General features: G+C 67.9%; 20 protein-coding genes. 14 read left to right on the forward strand and 6 right to left on the reverse strand.

The window, feature by feature from the left end:
* The first annotated feature begins 151 nt into the window (after positions 1-151).
* From ACFWTC_RS20400 to ACFWTC_RS20430, 7 genes are all read left to right on the forward strand, one after another.
* Complete coding sequence (locus ACFWTC_RS20400) at positions 152-556, forward strand: DUF4913 domain-containing protein (RefSeq protein WP_384027819.1); 405 nt, start codon at positions 152-154, stop codon at positions 554-556.
* A gap of 190 nt (positions 557-746) precedes the next feature.
* Positions 747-1,439, forward strand: coding sequence for a hypothetical protein (locus ACFWTC_RS20405; protein ID WP_384027820.1), 693 nt, complete (start codon positions 747-749; stop codon positions 1,437-1,439).
* A 6-nt stretch (positions 1,440-1,445) separates the two neighbouring features.
* Positions 1,446-3,545, forward strand: a complete 2,100-nt coding sequence (locus ACFWTC_RS20410; RefSeq protein WP_384027821.1) for a peptidoglycan DD-metalloendopeptidase family protein — start codon at positions 1,446-1,448, stop codon at positions 3,543-3,545.
* A gap of 296 nt (positions 3,546-3,841) precedes the next feature.
* Positions 3,842-4,183, forward strand: coding sequence for a hypothetical protein (locus ACFWTC_RS20415; RefSeq protein ID WP_383919621.1), 342 nt, complete (start codon positions 3,842-3,844; stop codon positions 4,181-4,183).
* Positions 4,184-4,185: 2 nt separating this feature from the next.
* Complete coding sequence (locus tag ACFWTC_RS20420) at positions 4,186-5,922, forward strand: type IV secretory system conjugative DNA transfer family protein (RefSeq protein ID WP_384027822.1); 1,737 nt, start codon at positions 4,186-4,188, stop codon at positions 5,920-5,922.
* A gap of 201 nt (positions 5,923-6,123) precedes the next feature.
* A complete protein-coding gene (locus ACFWTC_RS20425; RefSeq protein ID WP_384027823.1) occupies positions 6,124-6,801 on the forward strand; it encodes a tyrosine-type recombinase/integrase in 678 nt (225 codons plus the stop codon).
* 352 nt (positions 6,802-7,153) lie between these two features.
* Complete coding sequence (locus ACFWTC_RS20430; protein WP_384027824.1) at positions 7,154-8,536, forward strand: hypothetical protein; 1,383 nt, start codon at positions 7,154-7,156, stop codon at positions 8,534-8,536.
* Between the two features lie 974 nt (positions 8,537-9,510).
* On the opposite strand, the gene ACFWTC_RS20435 is transcribed toward ACFWTC_RS20430, so the two are convergent.
* From ACFWTC_RS20435 to dpgD, 5 genes are all read right to left on the reverse strand, one after another.
* Positions 9,511-10,233, reverse strand: coding sequence for a 4'-phosphopantetheinyl transferase family protein (locus tag ACFWTC_RS20435; protein ID WP_384027825.1), 723 nt, complete (start codon positions 10,231-10,233; stop codon positions 9,511-9,513).
* Positions 10,234-10,837: 604 nt separating this feature from the next.
* Complete coding sequence (locus tag ACFWTC_RS20440; protein ID WP_384027826.1) at positions 10,838-11,884, reverse strand: MupA/Atu3671 family FMN-dependent luciferase-like monooxygenase; 1,047 nt, start codon at positions 11,882-11,884, stop codon at positions 10,838-10,840.
* A 32-nt stretch (positions 11,885-11,916) separates the two neighbouring features.
* Positions 11,917-13,164, reverse strand: a complete 1,248-nt coding sequence (locus ACFWTC_RS20445) for a beta-ketoacyl-[acyl-carrier-protein] synthase family protein (RefSeq protein ID WP_384027827.1) — start codon at positions 13,162-13,164, stop codon at positions 11,917-11,919.
* Positions 13,161-13,397 carry an acyl carrier protein gene (locus ACFWTC_RS20450; protein ID WP_384027828.1) on the reverse strand — a complete coding sequence of 79 codons (237 nt, stop codon included), beginning with the start codon at positions 13,395-13,397 and terminating at the stop codon, positions 13,161-13,163. Before ACFWTC_RS20450 ends, ACFWTC_RS20445 begins: the two co-directional genes overlap by 4 nt.
* A 524-nt stretch (positions 13,398-13,921) precedes the next feature.
* Positions 13,922-14,728, reverse strand: coding sequence for an enoyl-CoA-hydratase DpgD (dpgD, locus tag ACFWTC_RS20455; RefSeq protein WP_384027829.1), 807 nt, complete (start codon positions 14,726-14,728; stop codon positions 13,922-13,924).
* A gap of 396 nt (positions 14,729-15,124) precedes the next feature.
* Between dpgD and ACFWTC_RS20460 the strand changes: the two genes are divergently transcribed.
* The 5 genes from ACFWTC_RS20460 (at position 15,125) to dpgC (ending at position 21,410) form a co-directional block, all read left to right on the forward strand.
* Positions 15,125-16,708: an MBL fold metallo-hydrolase gene (locus ACFWTC_RS20460; protein ID WP_384027830.1), complete on the forward strand. Its 1,584-nt coding sequence runs from the start codon at positions 15,125-15,127 to the stop codon at positions 16,706-16,708.
* 76 nt (positions 16,709-16,784) lie between these two features.
* Positions 16,785-18,092 (forward strand): PLP-dependent aminotransferase family protein, encoded by a 1,308-nt coding sequence (locus ACFWTC_RS20465; protein ID WP_384027831.1) that lies wholly within the window; start codon positions 16,785-16,787, stop codon positions 18,090-18,092.
* Positions 18,093-18,199: 107 nt separating this feature from the next.
* Positions 18,200-19,351 carry a 3,5-dihydroxyphenylacetyl-CoA synthase DpgA gene (gene dpgA / locus ACFWTC_RS20470; protein WP_384027832.1) on the forward strand — a complete coding sequence of 384 codons (1,152 nt, stop codon included), beginning with the start codon at positions 18,200-18,202 and terminating at the stop codon, positions 19,349-19,351.
* Complete coding sequence (gene dpgB, locus ACFWTC_RS20475) at positions 19,345-20,073, forward strand: enoyl-CoA-hydratase DpgB (RefSeq protein WP_384027833.1); 729 nt, start codon at positions 19,345-19,347, stop codon at positions 20,071-20,073. Before dpgA ends, dpgB begins: the two co-directional genes overlap by 7 nt.
* Positions 20,070-21,410 (forward strand): (3,5-dihydroxyphenyl)acetyl-CoA 1,2-dioxygenase DpgC, encoded by a 1,341-nt coding sequence (dpgC, locus tag ACFWTC_RS20480; protein WP_384027834.1) that lies wholly within the window; start codon positions 20,070-20,072, stop codon positions 21,408-21,410. The genes dpgB and dpgC overlap by 4 nt, the downstream gene beginning before the upstream one ends.
* A gap of 120 nt (positions 21,411-21,530) precedes the next feature.
* Here the strand turns inward: dpgC and ACFWTC_RS20485 are convergent, their stop codons facing one another.
* On the reverse strand, positions 21,531-22,730 hold the full coding sequence (locus ACFWTC_RS20485) for a cytochrome P450 (RefSeq protein WP_384027835.1): 1,200 nt from the start codon (positions 22,728-22,730) through the stop codon (positions 21,531-21,533).
* Between the two features lie 531 nt (positions 22,731-23,261).
* Between ACFWTC_RS20485 and ACFWTC_RS20490 the strand changes: the two genes are divergently transcribed.
* Positions 23,262-23,474 (forward strand): MbtH family protein, encoded by a 213-nt coding sequence (locus ACFWTC_RS20490; protein ID WP_384027839.1) that lies wholly within the window; start codon positions 23,262-23,264, stop codon positions 23,472-23,474.
* Between the two features lie 268 nt (positions 23,475-23,742).
* Positions 23,743-25,134 (forward strand): condensation domain-containing protein (locus ACFWTC_RS20495; RefSeq protein ID WP_384074282.1); only part of this gene is annotated, 1,392 nt, incomplete at its 3' end.

Below are 25,134 nucleotides of genomic sequence, written 5' to 3' on the forward strand. Positions count from 1 at the left end.
GCACTGCCGCACTGCCGCACTGCCGCACTGCCGCACTGCCGCACTGCCGCACTGCCGCACTGCCGCACTGCCGCACTGCCGCACTGCCGCACTGCCGCCCGTCCGGCCCCGTATCCGTCGACCGACGACATCCCGCATGGAAGGCTCACGCATGAGCACGACCGCCGAGACGCAGCAGGCGTCCGACGGCGAGGTGGAGTTCTACTTCGCCGACGTTTTCGTCTTCGTCTCCGAATACCTGTCACAGATGGTGCGGCGCCGCGTCAACGGCTCCACCGCCACCTGGTGCCCCCGCTGGTGGGAGCATCCCGAGGCGGGCGCCCGGCTCTCCGCCCTCTGGCTGGCCTGGGAGCACCTGCGGCACGACCCGGCCCTCGGCATGTCGACGTGGTGGCTTCACCACGCCGATCCGCACCTGCGGGTGCTGATGGACGTGGACATGGGCCCGTTCGCAGCCTGTTCGGCCAAGGACGGCCATACGGCCTACCCCTTCGAGCCACTGCCCGTCGATCCCTACGGCCCCGAGGAGGGCAACCCCGACGCGCCCGCGCCATGAGCAGGACCGGTGAGGGTTCGGGGGCGCCTTCACCGATGCCTCGCACAGGCTTCGCACCCGCACCCCGGCCCGAACCCCCGGACTTTTCCTCGCTCTTTCCTCGTCTTTCCTCGTGAGGAAATGGCCTGCGCCATCCACCGTCCCTCCCCCTACCGTGTCCGGGCGACCTGACTGAGGGAGGCCCGGGACGGTGGAGTCACCTGCCGAGAACAAGCGAAGCGCGGCACTTGCCCTGGCGATCCTGGGCGTTCTGCTGATCGTCTCCCTGGTCGTCCTCACCGTCTTCGACGGCGACGACGACACGGAGAACCCGCCCGACGGCGTGCCCTCCCCGACGGCCGGGCAGGGCAAGGACGCCGGTACGGCCGGTGGCGGCGGCTCCGGCGGCGAGGACCAGCAGGCCGGTGCGGGCGGCGCCGATGCCGTCCCGCCCATCGTCACGCCGGAGGAGCTGGCCGAGGCCCACCGCGCCATGGCCGCCTACATGGCCGGCCTGAGCACGTACAAGTACACGGACCAGAGCGCCACCTGGTCGAAGCCCCTGCTCGAACTCACGGTGCGGGACGACCAGATGAGGGAGCTGTCGGTCCTGCCCACGGGCAAGGACTGGGCCACCTGCCAGACGGTCCGGTGCACGTCCGCCGGCAAGGCGACCGTGGTCCGCGACGGGATGATCGCCCAGGACCTCGTCAACGGCGGCGGCAGCCTGGTGTCCAGCGTGGTCTCGGTGACCGCGACCCGTACCGAGGACGGCAAGCAGACCCGTACGGAGACCAACTCCTGGCTGGTGAGCTCCCGCAAGGAGGCCGGCGCCTGGAAGGTCTCGGCCTTCAACCTGCAGGGCCTGGGCAACGTGGGCGCATCCGACGAAGCGGGGGAGTGAGACTCGATGGTGGCTCCTGCCGTACTGGCGGCCGCGTCGAAGGCGGTCAAGGTGGCCAAGACGGCCAAGATGGCTGCCCAGATGGCCGGAGGCCAGGGCGGTGGCGGTGGCGGTAAGAAGAAGGGCAACGGCAAGATGCTGTTGCTCGTCGGCGCCGGCGGCCTGGTCCCGATCGGCGGTGTCGGCTTCGTCGCGATCGTCATGATCAGTGCTCTGGTGGGCGGCCTCGGCGGCGGCTCCGCCCAGGCGGCCTGCGGCAACTACGCCGAGAACGCCGCCGGGGGCAACTCGGGCGACCAGGCGGCCACCAACCCGATCATGCCGGCCGGCAAGATCTACCTGCCCAGCGAGACGGCCCGCAATGAGATACCCCCGCGGATGATCCTGGCCTCGATGCGGGCAGCGGCCCGCTACGAGGGCCTCGACTGGACGATGATCGCCGGTCAGATGTACCAGGAGACCAAGTACGGCCAGGACCCGTCCGCCGCCCCCGGGGGCAAGAACAGCGCCGGCTACATGGGCCTGCTCCAGTTCGGCAACGACGCATGGCACGACTACGGCGCCGACGGCAACAACGACGGCAAGAAGGACCTCTACAACATCGACGACGCGGCGTTCGCCGCAGCCAACTTCCTGCACGCGATGAAGGTCGAGACGAACCCCTGGAAGGCGCTGCTGAAGTACTCCGGCTCGAACGCCGACAACACCGTCTACCCGAGGGTGGTCCTCACCCAGTCGGCCCGCTACCGCGGCAACCTCACCGGCGAGAAGAGCCTCATCGAGGGCTGGTACGCGCACCTGAAGGCGACCGTCGACAAGAACCCCGCCTTTCCCGCCCTCGGCCAGCAGTCCGACATCCCCGCGCCGGTCGGCAACGGCGCCCAGCCCACCGAGGCCCTGAGCATCAAAGCGTCCTCACCGCGGTCCTGGTCCACCCCGCCCTACGGCGGTGACACCGGGCAGACGCAGGCCGCCTCGTACGGCGAAGACCCGACCGCCGGCCAGGACTCCCGGGGCAGCCGGATCCAGACCGTGGCGTTCTCCCGCCCCCTGCTCCTGCCTGCGGAGCCGCCGGCCCAGGACGGCAAGGGCTGGCAGTGGCCGCTGAAGGAGGGCTCGTACACGGTCGGCACCAAGTACCACCAGAACGGCCCTAGTTGGAGCCTCGGCTACCACACCGGTCTCGACTTGCGGGCCGACAGCGGTACGCCGATCTACGCACCCGCCGACGGCAAGGTCATCAAGGTGAGCAGCGGCGGCTCGTACGGCAACGAGACACACATCGAGCACGCCAACGGCGTCGTCACCCTGTACGCGCACCAGACGAAGGCCATGGTCACCCAGGGTGCCTCCGTCAAGCGCGGCGACCAGATCGGCACCGTCGGCAACACGGGCAACTCCTTTGGCCCGCACCTGCACTGGGAGGTCCGCCTCCCGGGCGTCGACAACCCCTTCGTACCCGGCCAGGACAGCGGTCCCGGCATGGTCGACCCGCAGGGATGGCTGCAGGGCAAGGTCTCGGCCAACCCCGACTACGGCACCGTGCCCGGCGGCGACGGCAGCACGGGCAAGGACGCCGAGTACGCGAACTGCGCCAAGAACGGCAAGGGCACCGCGGTTCCCCCGGACGGCACCGTGACCGGCGTACTGCCGGGAGCCGACGACCCGGTGGTGCGGGGGGCACTGCGCTGGGCGCAGCGCGGCATCGGGCAGCCGTACGTCTGGGGAGCCCCGCGGCTGCAGGGAGACAGTCCCGTCTCCTTCGACTGTTCCAGCTACACGCAGTGGATCTACTACCAGGCCAGCGGCGGCAAGATCAATATCGGCGCGGTCACCTACGACCAGGAGGACAAGCTCCGTCCGTACAAGGTCGACCTGAACAAGGCGCAGCCCGGCGACATCATCTTCTTCCGTCCCAGCAGCAGGGGTTCCGAGCACGTGGGCATCGTGTGGGACCCGGCCGGCAAGAAGATCCTCCACGCCCCCCGCGCCGGCAAGAACGTCGAGTTCAGCACCTGGGACGTGCAGGGCGCCATCACCGGCGTGTACCGGGTGCCGATCCCGCCTGGCACCAATCCCACCGAGGGCGGCGGAGAGCATGCGTAGCGGAGAGGGAAGTCGATGCACAGGCACAGCGCGCTCGCGCCCGTGAGCGGTGCCGTGTTGGCCCTGGGACTGGCCGCGGGCTGCGGTGGCCCGGAGGAGAAGGACCGCTCGGTGGCGCGCCGAAGCGAGCCGAGCCCACGGCCACCGGCCCGGCGAAGGTCCCGGTCTACGGGGGCAGGGCGGACCCGGGACTTCTCGGGCAGCCCGTGTGGGACCGCGGCATGAGCGGGGACCCACGAGCGAGCTGCCCCGGCGCGACGGAGAGTACGGATGCGTCCGGCGCGGCAGTCCGCCGCGTGGTCGGCGACGCCGTGGTGCTCACGGAGGAAGCGCCGCACCGCGGAGCGAGCGACGACGCCGGTACCCGCTGGTTCGTCACCCGCCTTCTCGGCGCGGCGACGAGTGAGCAGCGCGCGGAGTTCGAGAGCGTCATGCCCGCGATGCGCCCGTCCGGGGGCTCCGGCTCCGGCTCGGCGGATACGGACGGCCGTCAGCCGCTGAACGCCCGTACCGGGGCGCTCCTCACTCCGTACGACGACATCCCGGAGTTCACCAGCAACGGAAACGGAATCCTCCGCGACGAGCAAGGTCTCTTCGTCTTCCGTGCCACAGCCGCTCCAGCGGAAGGAAAGTCCTGACCATGACCGCCCCACAACAGAAGAAGCCCCGCTCCGACGACGACTGGACGATGGAGATCGCCATGCTCGTCGGCTCGGTCCTGGCCCTGCTCTGCGGTGCCTGGCTCGCCGCCCGACTCGGCGCGTCCTTCGGCGGCGAACCGACGCCGCCGGGCAACCCGTTCTCCTTCGCGGTGTCCCTGGTCAAGGGTGACTACTCCTGGCCGCACGGCGCGGCGAACGCGGTGGCCGCGGGCGAAGTGGTGCTGCTCGCCGGGGCCGCGACCGCGGTGTACCGGATCCGTCAGCGCATGCGCAACAAGCCGGACGTCGACAGCGCCGCCCGCCACCTCGCCCACGGCGAGGAACTCGGCAAGCTCACCATGAAGGGAGCCGCCGCCACCGCCGAACGCCTGGGTGTGGACAGTGGCTCGCCGGGCGTCTTCATCGGCCGCTCCCTGCGGGGACGGCAGCCCCTGTTCGGCTCCTTCGAGGACATGCACGTCGACATCTGGGGACCCCGTACCGGCAAGACGACCCGGCGCGCCATCCCCGCGATCCTCGACGCTCCCGGCGCGGTGCTCGTCACCTCCAACAAGCGGGACATCGTCGATGCCACGCGCGGCCCGCGCCAAGCGCGCGGCCGGGTCTGGGTCTTCGACCCGCAGCAGGTGGCGCAGGAGCCGCCAACCTGGTGGTGGAACCCGCTGTCGTACGTGACCGACGTCGCCAAGGCCCGCAAGCTGGCCGACCACTTCGCGTCGGGCTCGCGGGACGCCGACGCCTCCACCGACGCGTTCTTCGACCCGGCCGGACAGGACCTGCTCGCCAACCTCCTGCTCGCTGCGGCCACCGCCAAGTCCCCGATCACGCAGATCTACACCTGGCTGGCCAACCCGAAGGACGACACCCCGGAGCGCATACTGCGCGGCGCGGGACACCTCATGCCGGCCGACTCCCTGGCCGGCGTGATCACCGCCCCGGACAAGCAGCGCAGCGGCATCTACGGCGTGGCCCAGCAGATGGCGTCCTGCCTGGTCAACCCCGAGGTCAACCGGTGGGTGACGCCGAACTCCCACGACGACGACCGTCCTCAGTTCCACCCCGGCGAGTTCGTGCGGAGCGACTCCAGCCTCTACTCGCTCTCCCGCGAGGGCAGTGACTCGGCGGGCCCGCTGGTGACCGCCCTGACCGTGGCCGTCGTCGAGGCCGCCGAGGAGTACGCCACCACCCAGCGCGGCGGCCGGCTGGCGCGCCCGCTGGTCGGTGTCCTGGACGAGGCGGCCAACGTCTGCCGCTGGCGCGCCCTGCCCGACCTGTACTCGCACTACGGCTCGCGCGGCATCATCCTGATGACGATCCTCCAGTCCTGGGCCCAGGGCGTCGAGGTGTGGGGTGATCGCGGCATGGAGAAGCTCTGGTCGGCCGCGAACGTGCGGGTCTACGGCGGAGGCGTCTCCGACACCCGCTTCCTCGGCGACCTGTCCGAGCTGGCGGGCGAGTACGAGCTGCGCGAGTTCACCACCACCCGCGAGTCCGAGACCGGCGGCTGGTCCGGCAACCGCACCATGAACGAGTCCGTACGCCACGACCGCGTCCTGAAGGTCTCCGACCTGGGCGCGATGCCCCCCGGCCGGGCACTCGTCCTGGCGTCCGGCACCAAGCCGGTGCTGGTCGAGACGATCCCGTGGTGGGAAGGCCCGTACGCCCGAGCGGTCAAGGCGTCCCTGAGCATGCACGACCCGGGCGCCCGCGCCTGACAACGGCGCCGTATTCCCAGAGCGCCGCCCGGCCGGACGACCGGGCCCGGTCACACCGGGTCGTCCGACCGGAGCGGGACGGCCGATGCCCAGCGGGTGGTCGAAGACCGCCGACTCGCACGCAACCCGTGCCGTGCGAAAACTGTCCGTCCGCCGGCTGCGGCAGCGGGCAGGCTGGAGTCGTGGCCGCAGGACCGCGTGTTGGCGGTCCGCGCCGCGATGCCCGAGCGCTACCGGATCCTGGTCGAGATCGGCGCGGGCCTGGGACTGCGGCAGGGGGAGGCGTTCAAGCTCAGCCTGGACGACTTCGATTTCGACGAGGGGGTCGTCCACCTCCGGCGTCAGGTCAAGATGGTGCACGCGAGGCTGTGCTTCGCGCTCCCCAAGGGCCGCAAGGTCCGGGACGTGGCGCTGCCATCCAGCGTGGCGCAAGCAGCCGGACGGTACGCGGACACGTATGCACCAGTGCCAGTAACCATGGCCTGGGACGACCCGAGGCTCCCGCAGACGGCGGTGGAGGCCGAGCACCGTCGGCCGAGGACGTACAACCTGCTCGTGACCGGACGTGAGCGCAAGGCGGTCGACCGGAACTACTGCAACTCCTACGTCTGGAAACCCGCGCTGGCTAAGGCGGGCGTGATCGGTGGCCTGGAGGGGCGCGCGGACGGCAAGCGTGTCTGGGAGCCCTCCCCGGAGCACGGCTTCCACGCGCTGCGCCATTTCCACGCCTCCGAGCAGCCGGAGCCCGGTGAGTCAGTTGTCTCTCCGGCCCAGTGGCTGGGACACTCCGACCCCGGGTTTACCCTGAGGAAGTACGCGCACTTCCTGCCCCGCGCGGGCGCCCGCGGCACCGCCGCCATCGACGCCGTGTTCGGGTAGCCGGGAGGGGAGCCCAGGAACGCCCGCCTGGGCCCAAAGTCCCAGAGAAGTCCCACAGACGCCGCCGCATCCCTTAATGGCCTCTGTATTGGCAGGTCAGAGGGTGCGGCGGCATCCGTTTGTCAGATGTCGCGGAAGAGACCAGCCGGCCCCGTGACCTGCCACGCTGGACGGCTGCGCGTCGCTGACCTGGGCAGATGGCCTTTCGGCTGTTTCACACTCATGCCCGTTGATGCAGCCGGAAGTCCCAGAAAAGTCCCAGGGGACTCCCACTGCCGATGGTCACTCTTTCGGCTCTATGCAGAGTGAGAGGGGGCGGTGTGGGCTGGGGCTCATGCATCGGTGGTCCGCCTTGAACGAACGGCAGCGCGCGCTTCTGGAGCGGCTCGCGGCCGGTGAAAGCCCTGGAGCCTTGGCACCGGGGGAGTGGCGCTCGGTTTATGCCCTGCGCGACCGTGGCCTGCTAACCGTCAGCAAGAGGGGTGGCGATGCCCATGTGGAGGTCACTGAGGCCAGCCGGTTCTACCTTCGGCATGGCCGTCATCCCGACGATCCGGTGTTCGCGGACGACGGCGTTCAGATGGCGTCCGTCGGGCCTTCGGGGCCGACGAAAGGCGGAGCACAGCGCGAGGCAATGGGTCGAAAGCGCAGTCCGACGCCATACAGTGAACGGCCCCTCGCGCGTACTCGTCGGGCGAAGGCCCAGGAGCTGGTCGATCGAATGGTCGCCGAGGGGCGGGTCCGCCTTGCCGACCCCGATGACGACGAGGTGGCAGAATGGCGGCGGGTCGTCGATTACGCGAAGCGGCACGGCCTGGAACCGGAAGGCAGACGCATCGAGAAGGCCCGCTTCGGCGCACGTGGGCTGGAATTGTTTCTCGCCGAGGGCCCGCATCCCAACTCACGGAGTCAGCGGCCGAAGGCCGACGCCCCGGTGGTTCCGGTCCCCACACGACTGAGATCCCTCCACCCGGCTGTGACGGCGCTCAGGGATGATGATGGACAGCTGGTCATTCCCTCGGTACTCCGTCGCCGGTCACTCCTGATGCTGCAGGCGCTGGCTGCCGAGGCGGTACGGCGAGGGTACGAGGTTAGGCATGGCCGGTCGTACTGTTCGCAGCGCGAGGGCGGATTGGACGTGGTGGTCGACGGCTTCGTGTGCACCGTCACTGTCGGGCAGGAGTTCCCGCAGTCCACGAATCCGGAGCGCTCCGCGCGCCTCGTCGTCGAGCTTGACCATGGCCGATCCGGTCGGCCGGGCCGCTGGCGCGATCGGAAGGCGCGGGTGCTTGAGGATGCGTTGGGCGCAATTCTCGGGGAGATCGAGGCGCGAGCGCTGGAAGATGCTCAGCGCAGGGAGAGCGAGGAGCGGGCCGGGGCGGAGCGTGAGGTTCGCTGGCGGACGGCCATGGAGGAGGCGAAGAAGCGAGCTGTTCGGGAGCAACTCGCGGAGGTGCTTCGCGAGGAGGCCGGACGCTGGCAGGAGGCCGCCGTACTCGGTGAGTACTGCGATGCTCTGGAACGTCGTATTGCCGAACCGGGCAGCGCCGTGGACTGGCCGGCTCTGGAATCGGCCAGACGCTGGTTGGAGTGGGCACGTGAATTCGTGTGTGCGATCGACCCCTTGAACCGGCTTCCGGAAATGCCAACTCCAAGGGAGCCGACGCCAGACGAGCTCAAGGCATATGTGAAGGGGTGGAGTCCCTACGGGCCAGAACGCCGAGGTGGACGGTGAAGCACAGAGCGGGCGGCTCGCTGATTGGCCCCACGTGTTCCCGATGACGCACCACGTGGAGTGCGTTGCGATCCTGGAGCCGGTGACGAAGGGCGCCTGACCTGCAGGTTTGTCGGTGCGCATTATGTGTGTTGCGGGCGTTACGGGCGATATCTTGACGCTGATCTGACGCTCGTGACGCTCATTTGACGCACGCCGGGCTTGATTCCTGACGATGCGTCAACGACGAAACGCCGCCCCTCGGGCCTGGCTGCGCGCCTGCTCGCGAGCGGCTTTCTGCATGCGGCGGCGGGCCGGATGCCGACTTTATCCGGGCGTTGGCCGAGCTCTTCCCGCGCACACGCTCTGTAGTGGAGCACCGCTGCGCTGCCGCCCTCCGGTACTTGTTCGCGGAACACGTACGAGCAGGGAATTGGGTACAGGGGGGATCTGCTGGTGAGAGCGTGAGACGGGCATGCACCGCTGGTCCCCGTTGAAAGACCGCCAGCGAGAGCTCCTGCGGCGGCTGGATGCCGGCGAGGAGCCTGGCGTGGCGTCGGCTGAACGGCTGTCCGCGTACGCGTTGCGCGATCGAGGACTGCTGGTCGTCGTACGCCGCGGCGGGGAGGCGCGGACCGAGGTCAGCGGGCCGGGAAGTTCTACCTGGAGCACGGTCACCATCCGGAGGATCCGCGATACGCGGCCGAGCCGGAGGAAACCGGCATGAAGACGCCCATGCCGCACTCGGAGCGGCCTGTGGCCCGCGTTCGGCGCGCCAAGGCGACGGAAGCGAAGTACAGGCGTTGCCGGGTCGACGGTGCCCGCGGGTCAGGGGATGAAGTTGTGGGGTGTGGCGTTGTTGTGCCTTCCGGCGGTTCGGGCATGGGTGGCGGTGGATCTCCAATGATCCGGCGGATCCTCGGTTTGGCTAACCGGGGATAGTCTGCCAATTTGTGCGCCTTAGCGCGGACCCGGTCTGACCATGTGCGAGATCGTTAGGCGGAAGCGGAGGTCGACGCCCGGTCCGTGGCGCGGAGGGCGAGGGCTGCCGCGTAACCGGGTGGGGCCGGCAGGTCGGTCAGGGTCCAGCCGGGGATCTCGGCCGGGGTGTGTGCGGAACTGACGTACGGCTCCGCGAGGCCAAGCGCCAAGCCGGTACCGGTGGCCTTCAGGTAGGCCTCTTTGCGGGACCATAACCGTCCCATCGCCGCCCGGCGGTCCGGCTCCGGAAGCGCGGTCAGCTCCGCGATCTCCGTCGGGTGCAGGGTGGTCAGTACGTCGGCGACCGCATCCGCGCTCGGAATCCCCTCCACATCGACCCCGACCGGCACCCCGGCGAAGGCGAGGTAGGCCACGTCGCCGCTGTGTGTGAGGGAGAAGTGCAGTGCGCCGCCGACCACGGCGGGCCGGCCGTGCGGGCCGTCACAGCAGGGGCAGTTCTCGCGGACCAACGCCACCTGTGCCGGGGCCATCCCGAGGTAGCCGCCGAGCAGCACGCGCAGGCCCACGTGCGAGGCCAGGTAGCGGCGCCGGTCGCCCTCCAGGAACAGCCGCTCGGCCCGGTCCCGCTCGACGGTGTCCAGCATCGGCAGAGCCTCAGCGACCGGGTGCCCGCCGACCACGCCCGAGGTCGTGTCCAGAGCCCATACCGCCACACTTGCGCCCGCCGACAGCCGACCGGTCTGCGGTGCGTTGCTGCCGAGGCGGTTCACGTTCATATTCACCTGATGAGGTAGACGAGGAGGTCAGTGACCCGTCGGGGCAGTGGCCGCGCCGGTCCCGCATTGACCGTCGGGCAGCTCCTGAGCTCCTCCTCGACATCGACTCGGGGGAGTTCGGGATGCAAAGCGTCGTCGTCACGCGCGAAGGCCACGGGATCCGGTGAGTTGAACTGCCGGGGAAACCGTCTCGAGTCTCTGCCCAGGCTGGGGTCCACGGCCGCTCCGGTGGCCGACCGTCAGCCTTCGACCGGCAGGAGTACAAGGCCGGGCGTAACTATTTGATCGTGGACACCTTGATCGCAGGATCGTGAAGATCCGAAGGGCAGGCGTTCCCGTTGGGGACGTCGAAGTGCTCGCCTGAGTTCCGGGCCGATGCAGCTGCGCTGTACCAGGCCACGTTCGGTGGTTCGTACGTGTCGGTGGCCAAGGACCGGGCTGTCTACCACGAGACCCTTCGCACGTGGGTGCTGGTGCCGAGAAGGCCGCCCAGCGTAGGGCGGGCGAAGCCGGCGTGAGGGAGAAGGAGAACCCGCAAGTGCGGGCGCGCGGGCAGGCGGGACCCTGCCCAAATACTACTCGGGGCCCGGCTCCCGCCTGTGCTTCACCGGCTACTGGTGGCTGTATCCGTGCCTCTCGCGAGGTTGCGTCGGACCTGGTCGAGATAAGGGAGTGCGGCGAGTACTTCCGTTGCTTCGACACCGAAATCTACCAGTGAGGCGATTTCGTCCACCCCGGCAGCCTCAAGGCGCTCAGCAAATGCCGTGCATTTGCCGACCGAACCGAACAGGGCCGAAGTGAGGAAGTATCGCTGGAAAGCCAGCCTGGCCAGCCGCTCCGGATTCCCGTCCTGCAGTTCTGGCCACTGCCCCTTCCACAGGTCGATGGAGGAGAGCAGATAGTTGATGAAGGGTTTGCGCACAATCTTTCTCACCGAGCTGTCGCTCTCTCCGGCGAAGGTGTGCAGCATCAGCGTGACTTTTCCTGCAGCGGGATCATGGCCGTGCTGTTCGCGGGACGCCCTGTAGTGCTCGATGTTTTCGGCCAGTTCCTCTGGGCTCTGGAACAACAAAGCCGTGAGGACGTTCAGGCCTCGCGCGCCCGCCTGGGTGAAGGAACTCCGGCTGGAAGTACAGGTGAACCACAGGTTCGGTTCAGGCTGGACGGGGCGGGGGTAGGTCCGTGTTTCGAACGCCACGCCCTGCCCGTTCTCCCGCAATACCGGCTTGCCTGCCCACAGGTTCCTGACCGTGTCGATGGCATCGAACGTGTATTCCTTGCGGTTTGGGTACCGGTCCGGAGCCAGCACGAAGTCGTTCGGATTCCATCCTGCGGCAAAGGCCAGATCGACGCGGCCGTAGGAGAGGTTGTCGACGAAGGACCAGTTCTCGACCACCGTTAGCGGGTCGTGCAGGGGCAGGACCACGCTGCCTGCTCGCAACCTGATTCTTTGAGTCCTGGTGGCGAGTGCTGCGGCGGCAAGGGCGGGGTTCGGGTAAGCCCCGCCAAACGGGTGAAAGTGTCTCTCTGGAATCCAGAGGGCTGTAAAATCATTCGCATCAGCAAATTCTGCCGCCTTGATCAGTAGTTCGTACTCCTGTGGCGGGTCTTCTGCTTCACGATTTGCGAAGTACAGCAGGCTGAATTCCATGACGAATCCGATCTAGGTGTATTTGTGTTTCTTTATGTTTTGGTGCTCCCCAGAACGATGACTGCGTTGTGTCCGCCGAAGCCGAAAGAGTTGCTGACGGCGATGGACACGGGGATGTGTCTCGGGGTGCCGTGAACGATGTCGATCTCCGGGATATCGGCACCGCGGGTCTGGAAGTTGGCGGTGGGCGTGATCAAGCCCTGCTTGATCGACAAAGCGGTGAACGCGGCCTCCACGGCTCCGGCGGCGCCGAGCATGTGGCCCGTCACGCCCTTGGTGGAAGTGACCGCAGCGTTTCGTCCGAAGAGGTTCTCGATGACGCGGGCCTCGATCGCATCGCCCTGGGGTGTGCTGGTCGCGTGGGCATTGACGAGCGTGACGTCCGACGGGCGTACCTGTGCGTCATCGAGCGCCTTCTGCAGCGCGAGCTGAGCGCCCTGGCCGTCGGGCCGGGGCGCAGTGAGGTGGTAGGCGTCCGAGGATTCGCCGTAGCCCAGTACCCGTGCGTAGGCGCTTCGTCCTCGTGCCCTGGCAACTGCCGCACGCTCCAGGACGAGCACGGCGGCGCCCTCTCCCAGGACGAATCCGTCGCGATGTTCGTCGAACGGCCGGGAGGCGAGCGCAGGGGCGTCACGGCGTCGGGACAGCGCCTTCAGCCGGTCGAAAGCAGTGGATACGAGAGGCGAGATGGCAGCTTCGGTGCCACCGGCCAGCACCACGTCACAGCGGCCCGCGCGGAGCAGGTCGAGGGCGAGACCCAAAGCCGTGGTGCCGGTGGCGCAGGCGGTGGCCACGCTGAGCGAAGGACCGTGCAGGCCGAATTCCATGGACACCGTGGCTGCGGCGATGTTGCCGATGGCCTTCGGGACGGTGAGCGGGTTGACCGCGCGTGCCCCTCTGGCGCCAAACCGCGCGCCCTGCTCCTGCCAGGTCCCGAGGCCGGCGACGCCGGTGCCCAGCACCACGCCGACCCTGGAAGGGTCCAGGTCTCCGTCGGCCAGTTGCGCGTCGATGTAGGCCTCGCGGGCAGCAACGAGGGCGTACTGCGTGAAGGGATCCATGCGGCGGGCCTCGACGCCGAGCAGCTCGTCCGCATCGAACCCGGTGACGGGGCAGCTGAAGTCCACGGGGGCGCCGACGAGTCTCGGGTCGGTAGCGCCTGCTGGCTGTCCAGCACACGTAGCCTTCCAGGACGTGTCGGTGTCGACTCCGGCCGGAGTGACCATGCCGATACCCGTGATCACTACATCCGGGTGGCCATGCTGTCTGTCGGAGCTCATGCCGGCATGACCGCGCCGTGGGCTTCCAGGAGCGCGGCCAGTTCAGCCACGGTGGTTGCGGCGCTCAGGTTCTCCTCGTCGACGGGCACGTTGAGTTCGTCCTCCAGGTGCGCGCTGAGTTCTGCCAGGGAGAGCGAGTCCACCTCGAGTTCCAGGAACGACTTCTCCGGGTCGATCGTTCCGGGGACCTTGTAGACGGTGTTGAGAAGGTTGGTGAGGTACTCGACGTACATGGGTGGATTCCTCTCACTCAAATATGTGAATTCACGGCCGTCAGCTGCTGCCGGATTGTGCCGTCGATATCCGTATGAGTCCGGTACTGAAATAGCTCAACCCGGGACGGATGCCGGATGGTGATTCGCCGACGGCCGACGCATCGGGAACGCGTATCAGGTCCGTGCGATCGCCGAACAGTGCCGCCTGCAGCGGTCTTTGAGGCGGAACAGGCGCGAATAGATATCTGCCGCAACGACCAGGAAACTATCTGCTATCCCACTCGCGATCAAGCCCGCTGTGTACTGGACTTCCCCGCAGGCGGCTGCCCAAAAAGACCCCGCTGCCGGCCGACAGGCGCCGAGGCCGGTGATCTCTGCTGTCGCCTGATTCCCAACTCACCCCACATCCCAGGACCAGCGGAGAGCAGCCTTCACGACGGTGCAGTTGAACGCCGAGACGTGCGGCCGGCGCGCTTCGCGATCGCTGCCGCGGCCGTGTTCGTCGCATCGACACGTCTGTCGCGCGCAGCCGTTCGCCATTGTCACCGCCCGCTCCAGAGAGGTTCACGCCGCTCGGCGAACGCCCGTGGGCCTTCGACGGCATCCGCACTGTGCCTGCGTCGCTCCTCCCAGGTGAACGGTGTGACGAAGGCGTCGGGGAGCGGCATGTCCAGGGAGCGCATCACGGCGTCCTTGATGGCGCGCAATGACAATGGAGCGCTGCGTTGCAGAGCATCGGTCCATGCCGTGACGGCCGCGTCGAGCTCTTCCTCCGGTACCACCTCGTTCACCAGGCCGAGGCGCAGCGCCTCGGCCGCACTCATCCGGCGGCCGGTCAGCAGGTAGCCCATCGCGGTCTTGAGGGGGATCTGCCGCGCCAGCCGGAACGCTCCTCCGGCGCCCGGCACCAAGCCGAGGGTCGCCTCGGGGAGGGCGAAGACCGAGTGATCGGAGGCGATGATGAGGTCGCAGGCCAGGGCGAGTTCGAAGCCTCCGCCGAGTGCATAGCCGTTCACGCGGGCGACGACCGGCTTGGACAGGGTGAACCGCTCGGTCAGGCGGGGCCAGCCCGGCTGACCACGGCTTCCGAAGGTCGACGCCGGCACCCCCTGCCGGTCGAGCTCGGCCCGCTCGCGCAGGTCCTGCCCGACAGAAAAGGACCTGCTGCCCGTTCCGGTCAGCACGGCGAGCCGCACCTCGTCATCGGCCTCGACATCGTCCCAGACCTTGGCCAGCTTCTCGTGCATCCGTAGATTCATCGCGTTGAGTACAGTTGGCCGGTTGAGCGTCACATGAGCGACATGCCCCCTCTTCTCATACAGAACCTCCGGCTCTCGTGGGTCGGTCACCGAGCTGACACCCCCTTTTGCGGGCGAATTTCGAATGTCGTGTCGGAGAGTCACTCGATGTGCGTGTGACTTTGCGCAAGACCGGGCAAGCGTGGCTCATCTTCCCGCCCGCGCCCGTAAGAGCCAAGAACGGGCATGTTCAACTGCCGCACTGCCGCACTTGAACTCCTGCCGGGCACTGTTCAGGTCCTCAGACGCTATTGATCATCTTCGGGGTCCCGCGCCATAGTGCTGTCCTTAGCGCTCGGGTGGTCTGCGGGACGAGGCATGCCGACGTGTCCGGCTTACGTGCTCCCTTTGTGGTCTCCGCAGTCCAGCGTTCCACCAGCAGTGAGTCAACATTCGCACTGCCCGGGACGAACCATCCCGTGAAAATCTCGACGAGAGGTGGGGCAGATGTCGAATGAGCCGTTGTTTCTGCGTTCGAAGGCCATAGTTGAGCCGCTGGTCGACAGGTTCTTTGCCTGGCCGCACACGCTGGCTCCCATACAAGCGGCGATGAATCTTGCGTTCCTGCAAGTGCCGATGCTCGAATCCTATTTGCAGTCCCCGAAGGTTCATGTTGCGGCGAGCAGCAACCCGGAGCTGCGCGGCGGGTACTTCGTCAATATTCCCGAAGAGCGCGCCGACGAGGTGCGTGACCTGCTGGCGGCCATCAAGCGGGACCGGGCGGACATGCTGGCGTTCGCCGAGGCCATCTCCTCGGGCCAGGAAATCCTCCGGGCGAACGCGACCGGCTTCGATCTGACGCCGCTGTACCCGAAGCTGCCTTCGGAGCTGAACGGCCTGGTGGAGCTGGCGTACGACACGGACAACCAGGCGCAGATGCGTTTCATGGAGCCGGTCGTCTACAAGAGCCGCGTGTACACCGAGGCGCGCCAGTCGGTGCAGCTGTCCCTCGAGCCGGGCTACGAGCGTCCCTTCATCCTGAGCACGCCGCGACTGCCGTCGCCGGACGTGCTCGAACTGCCCCTGCCGTTCCGCCACCAGGGCCTCGAGGAGCTGTTCAAGGCGCGCGTGAGTCCGACGACCCTGGCGAAGCTGCGGGAAGCGCTGGAGCTCGACGACGCGCAGGCGAAGCAGCTGTCGGGACTGCTCTCCGACCGGCCGAGCCTGTCGCCGGACCGGCACATCGAGGCGGGCGGCCGCATCCGGTACTTCGGGCACGCGTGCCTGGTGCTGCAGACGCCCGAGGCCGCCATCGTGACCGACCCGTTCATCAGCGCGGACAACACGGCCGGCGACCGGTACACGCTCGACGACCTGCCGGACTTCATCGACCTGGTGCTGATCACGCACGGGCACCAGGACCACATCGTCCTGGAGACGCTGCTCCAACTGCGCGGGCGCGTGGGCGCGATCGTGGTGCCGCGTTCCTCACGCGGCAACCTGTCCGACCCCTCCATGGCACTCATGCTCAAGCACCAGGGCTTCCCGGTGATCGAGGTCGACGACTTCGACGAGGTGGAGTTCCCGGGCGGCAAGATCACAGCCACGCCGTTCCTGGGCGAGCACTGCGACCTCGACATCCGCGCCAAGTCCACGTACTGGGCGGAGTTCGCGGGCAAGAAGGTCTACATCGGCGCCGACTCCTCCGGAATCGACCCGACGCTGTACCGCTACGTCAAGGAGCACCTGGGTACGGCCGACATCGCGTTCCTCGGCATGGAGTGCGACGGCGCGCCGCTGACGTGGCTGTACCAGGCGCTGCTGACCATCCCTGTCTCCAAGAAGATGAGCCACTCCCGGAAGCTGTCGGGGTCGAACGCGGAGCAGGCCGCGGCCATCATGACGGAGCTCGGCGCCCGTGAGGCGTACGTGTACGCCATGGGCGAGGAGCCGTGGCTCGGTCACGTCATGGCGACCACGTACACCGAGGACACGTACCAGATCAAGCAGATCGAAGAGTTCATGACCTGGTGCAAGGAGCGCGACATCAAGGCCGGCCACCTCTACGGCCAGCAGGAATGGCGCTGGTAGGCAGGCGCGATTCCACCCATCCCTACGACTGAGGCGGACGACCGGACCGGTCGTCCGCCTCCTGGGAGGCACCCCCGTGGCCGCGACCCGGCTGAAGAAGGAAGAGCTGCACAGCAGCCTCTCCGACCCGGTGCTCGACACCATGAACTTCCTGAACGAGATCACTCACCGCTACCCCGGGACGATCTCGTTCGCCCCGGGCCGCCCGTACGATGGCTTCTTCGATGTAGAGCAGATCTTCACGCACATCCGCCGGTACCTGCAGCACCTGGAGGAGCAGGGAGCCTCGCCCGCCGAGATCCGGGACGCGCTCTTCCAGTACGGTCCGACCGCCGGCCGCATCCGCGAACTGATCGCCGACTCGCTGCGCAAGGACGAGAACATCGACGTGCCGCCCGAGGCCGTCGTGGTCACAGTGGGCTGTCAGGAGGCGATGTTCCTCACCCTGCGCGCGCTCGTCCCGACGCCCGAGGACGTGCTTCTGGTGTCCAGCCCCTGCTACCCGGGGATTACCGGCGTCGCCAGCATGCTGGGCTTCGACCCGACCCCGGTTCCGGAGCGCGCCGACGGATTCCACTGTGCGGACCTGAAGACGGCGCTCGCGGCCGAGCGCGCCCGTGGTCGGCGTCCCCGCGTCTTCTACGTGGTGCCTGACCACTCCAACCCCTCAGGCCACACCATGTCACTCCAGGAACGACAGTCGTTGCTGGACCTGGCCGCCCGGGAGGACATCCTGGTCCTGGAGGACAGCCCCTATCGGCTCGTCAGCCCCGGACAGCAGGTGCCGACCCTCAAGTCACTCGACCAGCACCAGCGCGTGGTCCACCTCGGCTCCTATTCCAAGACCCTGTTTCCCGGCGCCCGGGTGGGGTTCGTCGTCGCCGATCAGCCCGTCGTCGACCGCGAGGGCAGCGCCGGCCTGCTGGCCGACGAGCTCACCAAGCTCAAGAGCATGGTGACCGTGAACACCTCGCCGCTGGCCCAGGCTGTCGTGGGGGGCATGCTGCTCGCCGCCGACGGACGGACCTCGGACCTCAACACCGAGACTTCCGCCCATTACGGCGCGGCCATGAGGGCCGTACTCAGGGAGCTCGACGCGAACTTCCCCGAGCGGGATCGGGTGGCACTCGGCGTGCGCTGGAACGAGCCCGGGGGCGGATTCTTCCTTGGCCTCGACGTTCCCTTTCCTGCTGACAACGCCGCACTGGTGCGCTCTGCGGAGGAGCACGGCGTCATCTGGACGCCCATGTCCTATTTCCATCCTCAGGGCGGCGGAGACCGCAGCCTCCGGCTCTCGATCAGCTATCTGACCCACGACGACATCGTCGAGGGCATCGCCCGGCTCGCGCACTTCATCAGAGCTGAGGCCTCGGGCCGCGGTTGACCGCGGCCCGACCTGTCCGTGTCCATCGCCCACCGGAAAGTGATCAGCGTGTCGACAGCACAGTCCCGTAACCGCAGCAGGCCTCGTATGTGGGGGTGGAAGTATCGATGACCGCCTACCTGACAGACTCCGGCACAGGCGTCCTGGACGCCTTGGACCCGGGCCGTGGCAAGACCGCCGGCGCCGCCCGGATCGCCGGGGTCGCCACCGCCACCACCGAGCACTCCTACACCCAGCGCGAAGTGCTCGATCTCTTTGCCATCGAGGATGCCAAGGTCCGCTCGGTTTTCCTCAACAGCGCGATCGAACGCCGCTTCCTCACTCTCCCGCCACGGGACGCCGACGGCGCCCTGCGCAGCGAGGTCCAGGGCGAACTCCTCACCAAGCACAAGCGCCTCGCCCTCGACATGGGAGGCCGCGCTGTGCGGGCCGCCCTGGACAACGTCGGCCTTGATGTCACCGACGTCGACTACCTGTGCTGTACCACCACCACAGGCTTCCTCACCCCAGGCCTGAGCGCCCACCTCATCCGAGACCTGGGCATCCCGACGCGGACGAGCCGCGTCGACGTCGTCGGCATGGGCTGCAACGCCGGGCTCAATGCGCTCAATGCCACGGCCAGTTGGGCAGTAGCCAACCCCGGCAAGGTCGCCGTCATGCTGTGTACGGAAGCCTGCTCGGCCGCCTATCTGATCGACGACACCCTGCGCACCGCGGTGGTGAACAGCCTCTTCGGCGACGGCGCCGCCGCGATAGTCCTGATGGCCGATGCCCCCGACACCTCCTACCCCCCGGCCGACGTGCCCGCCGCACCCGGCGGCCCGCGGATCCTGGGCTTCGCCAGCCATCTGATCCCCGACGCCATCGGCGCCATGCGCTACGACTGGGACGACGAGCAGGGGAGGTTCAGCTTCTATCTGGACCCGCAGGTCCCCTACGTAGTCGGTGCCAACGCCGAACAGGTCGTTGACCGTCTCCTGAACGGGGCCGGACTGCGCCGCAGCGAGATCCGCCACTGGCTCGTGCACTCCGGCGGCAAGAAGGTCGTCGACGCGGTCCGCATCAACCTCGGCCTCACCCGCCACGACGTACGCCACACCACCGGCGTGTTGCGTGACTACGGAAACCTGTCGAGCGGTTCGTTCCTGTTCTCCTACGAACGGCTGCTCCAGGAAGGGGCCGTTCAAGTCGGCGACTACGGCGTCCTCATGACCATGGGCCCCGGCTCGACCATCGAAACAGCGCTGGTGCAATGGTGAACAACGAGCAGATGAACGGTGTCATGAACACTATCTCCGAGATCGACGCGCAGCCCGAGGCCGACGCCCTGGTCCTGCGGATCGATGGAACCAAGCCCCTGTCCGCCGACGTCATCGCGGCCGTCACTGCCGTCTGTGACCGTGCCGAGGACGGCGCCGGACAGGGCCACGTGATCGTTCAGGTCTCCGGTGCCCCGACCGCGCCATGGACCGATGACCTGACGGTGGCCCCGGTCAGCAAGTGGGAGCGCGCGCTGCGGCGGCTCGAGCGCCTGCCCGCCGCAACCATCGCCGTGGCCGACGGCGACTGCGGCGGTCTCGCCCTCGACGCGCTCCTGGCGACCGACTATCGCATCGCCACCGGATCCGTTCGCCTGACGATGACCCCGGCCGACGGCACCCTGTGGCCGGGCATGGCCCTGTACCGACTCGCCAACCACGCAGCGAGCGCCGCTGCGATCCGCCGGGCCCTGCTGTTCGGTATTCCCATCGAGGCCGCTGAGGCCCTCGCCCTGCACTTGATCAACGAAGTCAGCGACGACGTCTCAAGCAGCCTCGCCCGGTTTACCGGGCGCACCGCTGCTCTCTCCGGCAGCGACTTGGCGATCCGCCGCCAGCTGATGTTCGACGCCACAAGCACTGGATTCGAAGAGGCCCTCGGCGCCCACCTGGCGGCCTGTGACCTCACCCTGCGCCGGGCTGGCGCCGAGGCTGCGGCATGACGACCGCCGACGACCTGCGAGCCGTGCGGGCCGGCCTGGACCAGGCGCGCACGGTGATCGCCCGCGCGGTGCAGCACACCGACGAGGAACTGCACGCCCTACCCGCACCGGAGCACCGGTCTCCGGAGCATCGCGCCCTCGCCTGGGCGGCGATCGATGCCACCCGCACGCTGCGCGCCGCGTTCCTGGAGACCCACGTGGACGCCGTCTACGACGAACTCACGGCCGGCCGCAACCGACATCTGAGGGTGACCGAACTCGCCCGTGTCGCGGCCGAGGCCTTCCCCGGCCTCGTACCCACCGACGAACAGCTGATCGACGAGCGTGCCCGGCCGCAGGCCCAGAAGGAAGGCCGCGAGATCGACCAGGGCATTTTCCTGCAGCACGTCCTGCGCTCGCCGCACGCAGGCCCGCACCTGCTCGACGCGATGCTGCGCCCAACTCCCCGCGCCCTCGCCCTACTCCCCGAGTTCAGCCGCTCCGGCAAGGCCGAACTCACCTCCGTACGCTTGGAACGCACGGGGGCCGTGGCCCGCCTCACCCTGTGCCGCGAGGACTCGCTGAACGCGGAGGACAACCAGCAGGTTGACGACATGGAGACCGCGGTCGACCTCGCCCTCCTCGACCCGGCCGTGCAAGTCGGCCTGGTACGCGGCGGTGAGATGACCCACCCCCGATACCGGGGACGGCGCGTCTTCAGCGCCGGCATCAATCTGAAGACACTGCACGGTGGCGGCATCTCCCTGACCGACTTCCTCCTGCGCCGCGAACTCGGCTACATCCACAAGCTGGTGCGCGGCGTCCTGACCGACGACGGCTCGGCCTGGCGGCCTCGCAGCATCGAGAAGCCGTGGATCGGTGTGGTCGACACCTTTGCCATCGGTGGTGGTTGCCAGCTTCTGCTGGCCTTCGACCATGTGATCGCCGCTGCGGACGCCTACCTCTCCCTGCCCGCCGCGCAGGAAGGAATCATCCCCGGAGCCGCCAACTACCGGCTGACGCGGGCGGTCGGCCCCCGTCGTTCCCGGCAGATCATCCTGGAGGGCAGGCGAATCTTCGCCCGCGAACCCGACGCAGGGTTGCTGATCGACGAGGTCCACGATCACGGCGATTTAGAGGCCGCCGTGGAACGCGCCGTCGAGCGCTTCCAGGGCTCCGCAGTTCTCGCCAACCGCCGGATGCTCAACCTCGCCGAGGAGTCGCCCGAGGCGTTCCGCCAGTACATGGCCGAGTTCGCGCTTCAGCAGTCGCTGCGCCTGTACAGCTCCGATGTCATCGAGAAGGTCGGGCGCTTCTCCGCCGCCTCGTCGACCGAACTGCTGGACCGGCACAGCTGATCACAGGGTTCAGGTATCCGTGTGCCTGCGGATGTCGCACCGCAGAGCGAACGCCCCGGCCCCCTCTCGGGGGCCGGGGCGTTCGCTCTGCGGCGGGGCCGAACAGTCGGACAGGAGCGCTCACGCTGCGGTCAGTTTGACGGGCAATCGCTCCGGCCCGTTCACCACGATCGAATCCAGCAGCTTCGGCTCGCCGTCGAGCTCTACCCGGATTGACCGGGTCAACAACTCCTGGTAGAGCACACGCAGTTCTGCCCGCGCCAGCATGCTGCCGATACAGAAGTGCTCACCGAAGCCCAGAGCCAGGTGCCGATTGGGCTTGCGGGTGATGTCGAACCGGTCCGGATTCTCGAAGATCCGCTCGTCCCGGTTGGCCGAGGGCAGCCAGAAGGTGACCCGGTCGCCCACCTCTACGCGGCGCCCGTGAATCTCCACTGGTCGCACCGCCGTACGCATGATGTGCGTGGCGGTGGAGGTCCAGCGGAGGATCTCCTCGACGGCCGGCTGCAGGAGTGACGGATCTTCCGAGAGGTGCTGCCACTGCTCGGGGTGCTCCAGGAGCGTCAGCATGCCCCCGGAGGCGGCGATGCGCGTGTTCTCGGTACCGCCGACGAGCAGGTTGTTACAGTTGAGGATGATGTCCTCGGTGCTGAGGGGGGCGCCGTCGATGCTCGCCGTGGCCAGCACGCTCACCAGGTCGTCGGCCGGATCGTCCGCCTTCTCTGCCTGCAGCTCCTCGAAGTACCCCATGATCTCCAGATGGGCGAACCTGCGGGTGGCCGGGTCGCCAGCACCGAAGGCCTGACTCGTCAGCGTGTAGAGACGCTCCCAGTCGGAGTCCGGGACACCCATCATTTTGCAGATCACGTACAGCGGCACGCGCGCGGCAATGTCCGTCACGAAGTCGCAGCTGCCGCGTTCCAGAGCGGAGTCGACCACGGTGCGGGCCACGTCCTGCATCTCCGCCTCAAGCTCGCGCACCGACCGCACCGCGAACCATGAGTCGACCAGGCCGCGCAGCTGTCGGTGTCGGGGAGGGTCGGTGAGGGCAAGGGTGCGCCCGCCCCCGGGGTCGGCGCCGTGGTCGGTCGGCCGCAGGAGGATTCCCTGGGCCGAGCTGAAGGTCTCGGAGTCCCGGTAGGCCGTGCGTACATCCTCGTACCGGGTCAGTGCCCAGAAGCCGGGTAGCTCCGTGGGTGCGTGCCAGTACATGGGTTCGTTGTCGCGGAGCCACCGCCACTGGACAAACGGGTTGCCGTCCGAATAGAGCGTGGGATCCACCAGATTGATCTCCGGCTGCTCGCCCGGCTCACTGCGCATACGGATGCCTCACACGTGTTCTTGGACCCCGGAACAGAAGAAACGAACTCGATCGAGGAGTTGGGTACGCGCCGAAAGAGCGGCGGATGAACGGCTGGTGCGCGACGGATCGCTCTTGGCGTAGTCGGCCGGCATCGACTCCGTCCGCGGAGTTAGGCAGCGGTGCGAATGAAATTCCCCCAATCAAGTCTCACGCTGGCACGACCTTTCGCAAGCCGTCAAGAGCACGCCGTCCGAGCAGATGTTCAACTGACGCATGGACACAGTTGAACTGTGCGTAGCTCTCAGAGAGCCGCAGGTAGGGGGGCGTGCGGGCAGTGCGTGTCCAGACGTTGAGCAACCGCACGACCCTGCGTCATAGTGGATCACCACCGCAGTCGTGATGTCCCGTGAGATGGCGGGACGGTATGTGGATTCCGGGCCCGCCCATCACCACGACAAGTTGCCGACATGTATCTTCCGTCGGCCGGAAATGCGTTGGTGAAGTCCACTGACCATGCGTCCATGCCATTGCCCAGAGAGGACAACGCGATGACGAATCCGTTCGATGACCCCGATGCCAACTACCTGGTCCTGGTGAACGAAGAGGGCCAGCACTCGCTGTGGCCGGTGTTTGTCGACGTACCCGACGGCTGGGAGAAGGCCTTCGGGGAGGCCTCGCGCCAGGAGTGCCTCGATTACGTCGAGACGACATGGACCGACCTGCGTCCCAATAGCCTGATCGCGGCCATGGAAGGGAAGTAGTCCCCAAGGCCACGGTCCGGGACCGGCAGACACCGGTCCCGGGCGTGTGCCGGGGCCCTACGGCCCGGAGCGGTCCGCGATCGGACGCCTGCTCCCGGCGGCGGTGTGACGGACCCACCTGCCCTGTTGCTGGGCGAGGTCGCCATTCAGCGTGAACCACCAGGTAAAAGCCTTGATCCAGAGGGCTGGGCGGTAATGCGGCACGCCCTGACGGAGGCGGGCCCCTGCTGTTCCAGTCGATGACGCGAACCGATTGGAGTATGCGGGTATGTCTACATCCGAGGCTGGGCTCCGGGAACTGATGACTGGTCAGCTGGCGGTGTGGTACGCGCAGCAACTCGCTCCCGAAAACCGAGGCTTCCACTCTGCCGAATACTTGGAGATCCGCGGCGCGGTCAAGCCCGAACTCCTGGTGGAAGCTGCCCGGCGCAGGCTGCACGAGGCTGAAAGCTTGCGGCTGCGCATCCGTGTCATCGACGGAACTCCTTGGCAGTACGTGCACGACGAGCGGGACTACCCCATCCAGGTCGTCGACCTCAGCGACGAGTCCGACCCGCGTGCGGCCGCCGAGGAGTGGATGCGCGCAGACCTGCGCCGCCCAGCGGAACTCGATGGAGGCCCGCTCTCGTCCCAAGCCGTCATCAAGCTCGCTGAGAACCTGCACTTCTGGTTTGCCAGCGCGCACCACCTCGTCATGGATGGGCGGGGCGGCGCGGTGCTCGCCACTCGCGGCGCTGACATCTACAACGCCCTCCTGGAAGACCGCGACCTGAACGACGGCGCCCTCGGGCCGGTTTCCGTGCTCCTCGATGCCGAACGTGCCTATCGTTCGTCCTCCGAGATCGAGCAGGACCGGCAGTACTGGAACGACACCCTGGCGGGCCTGCCCGACGACGTTCTCGCTGGCGCTGCTCACGTGGGCCCACGCTCCCAGCGCGCTCCCGTCCGCACAGCTGATGGTGTCGGCGCGCAGGAGGCCGCAGCCCTGAAGGCGGCCGCGCGCCGTCTGAAGACCAACCTCGCCGGCTTGCTGATCACCGCCGCGGCCGTCCACGAACACCGGACCACCGGAGCCCGTGACGTGGTCATCGGAGTCCTTGTACGAGGACGATCGGGGTACCGCGAGGCCGGCATCCCGGGCATGACCTCTAACGTCCTCCCGATCCGGGTGACCTTCGATCCGTGGACCACGGTGGCCGATGCCGTCCGGCAGACCTCCCGCGCGGTTCGCGAGGGTCTGCGCCACGGGCGCTACCGCCACGAGGAGATCCTCCGCGACCTGAAGATGGTCGACCGCGTTCTGTGCGGTCTCCACATCAATGTCATGGCGTTCGACTACGACCTGCAATTCGGCGACCTTCCCGTCACCGCGCACAACCTCGCCACCGGCCCTGTGGACGGCATGCGGATCGACGTCTACGACCGGTCCGGCCTCCAGATCAACGTCGACGTCAATCCGGATCTCCACGAAGCGGCGTCCACCGCCGACGTCTTGCGGCGCTTTCTGAACGTCGTTCACTGGCTCGCCGCCGCACCAGCCACCGACCCTGTCGGTCGAGCCGATCTGCTGGACGAGGCTGAGCGTCGGCGGTTGCTGGTGGAGTGGAACGACACGGCTACCGAGGTGCCGGCGGGGACGCTTGCGGAGTTGTTCGAGGCG

The sequence above is a fragment of the Streptomyces sp. NPDC058619 genome (assembly GCF_042717785.1).
In the GTDB taxonomy this organism is placed as follows: Bacteria; Actinomycetota; Actinomycetes; order Streptomycetales; family Streptomycetaceae; genus Streptomyces.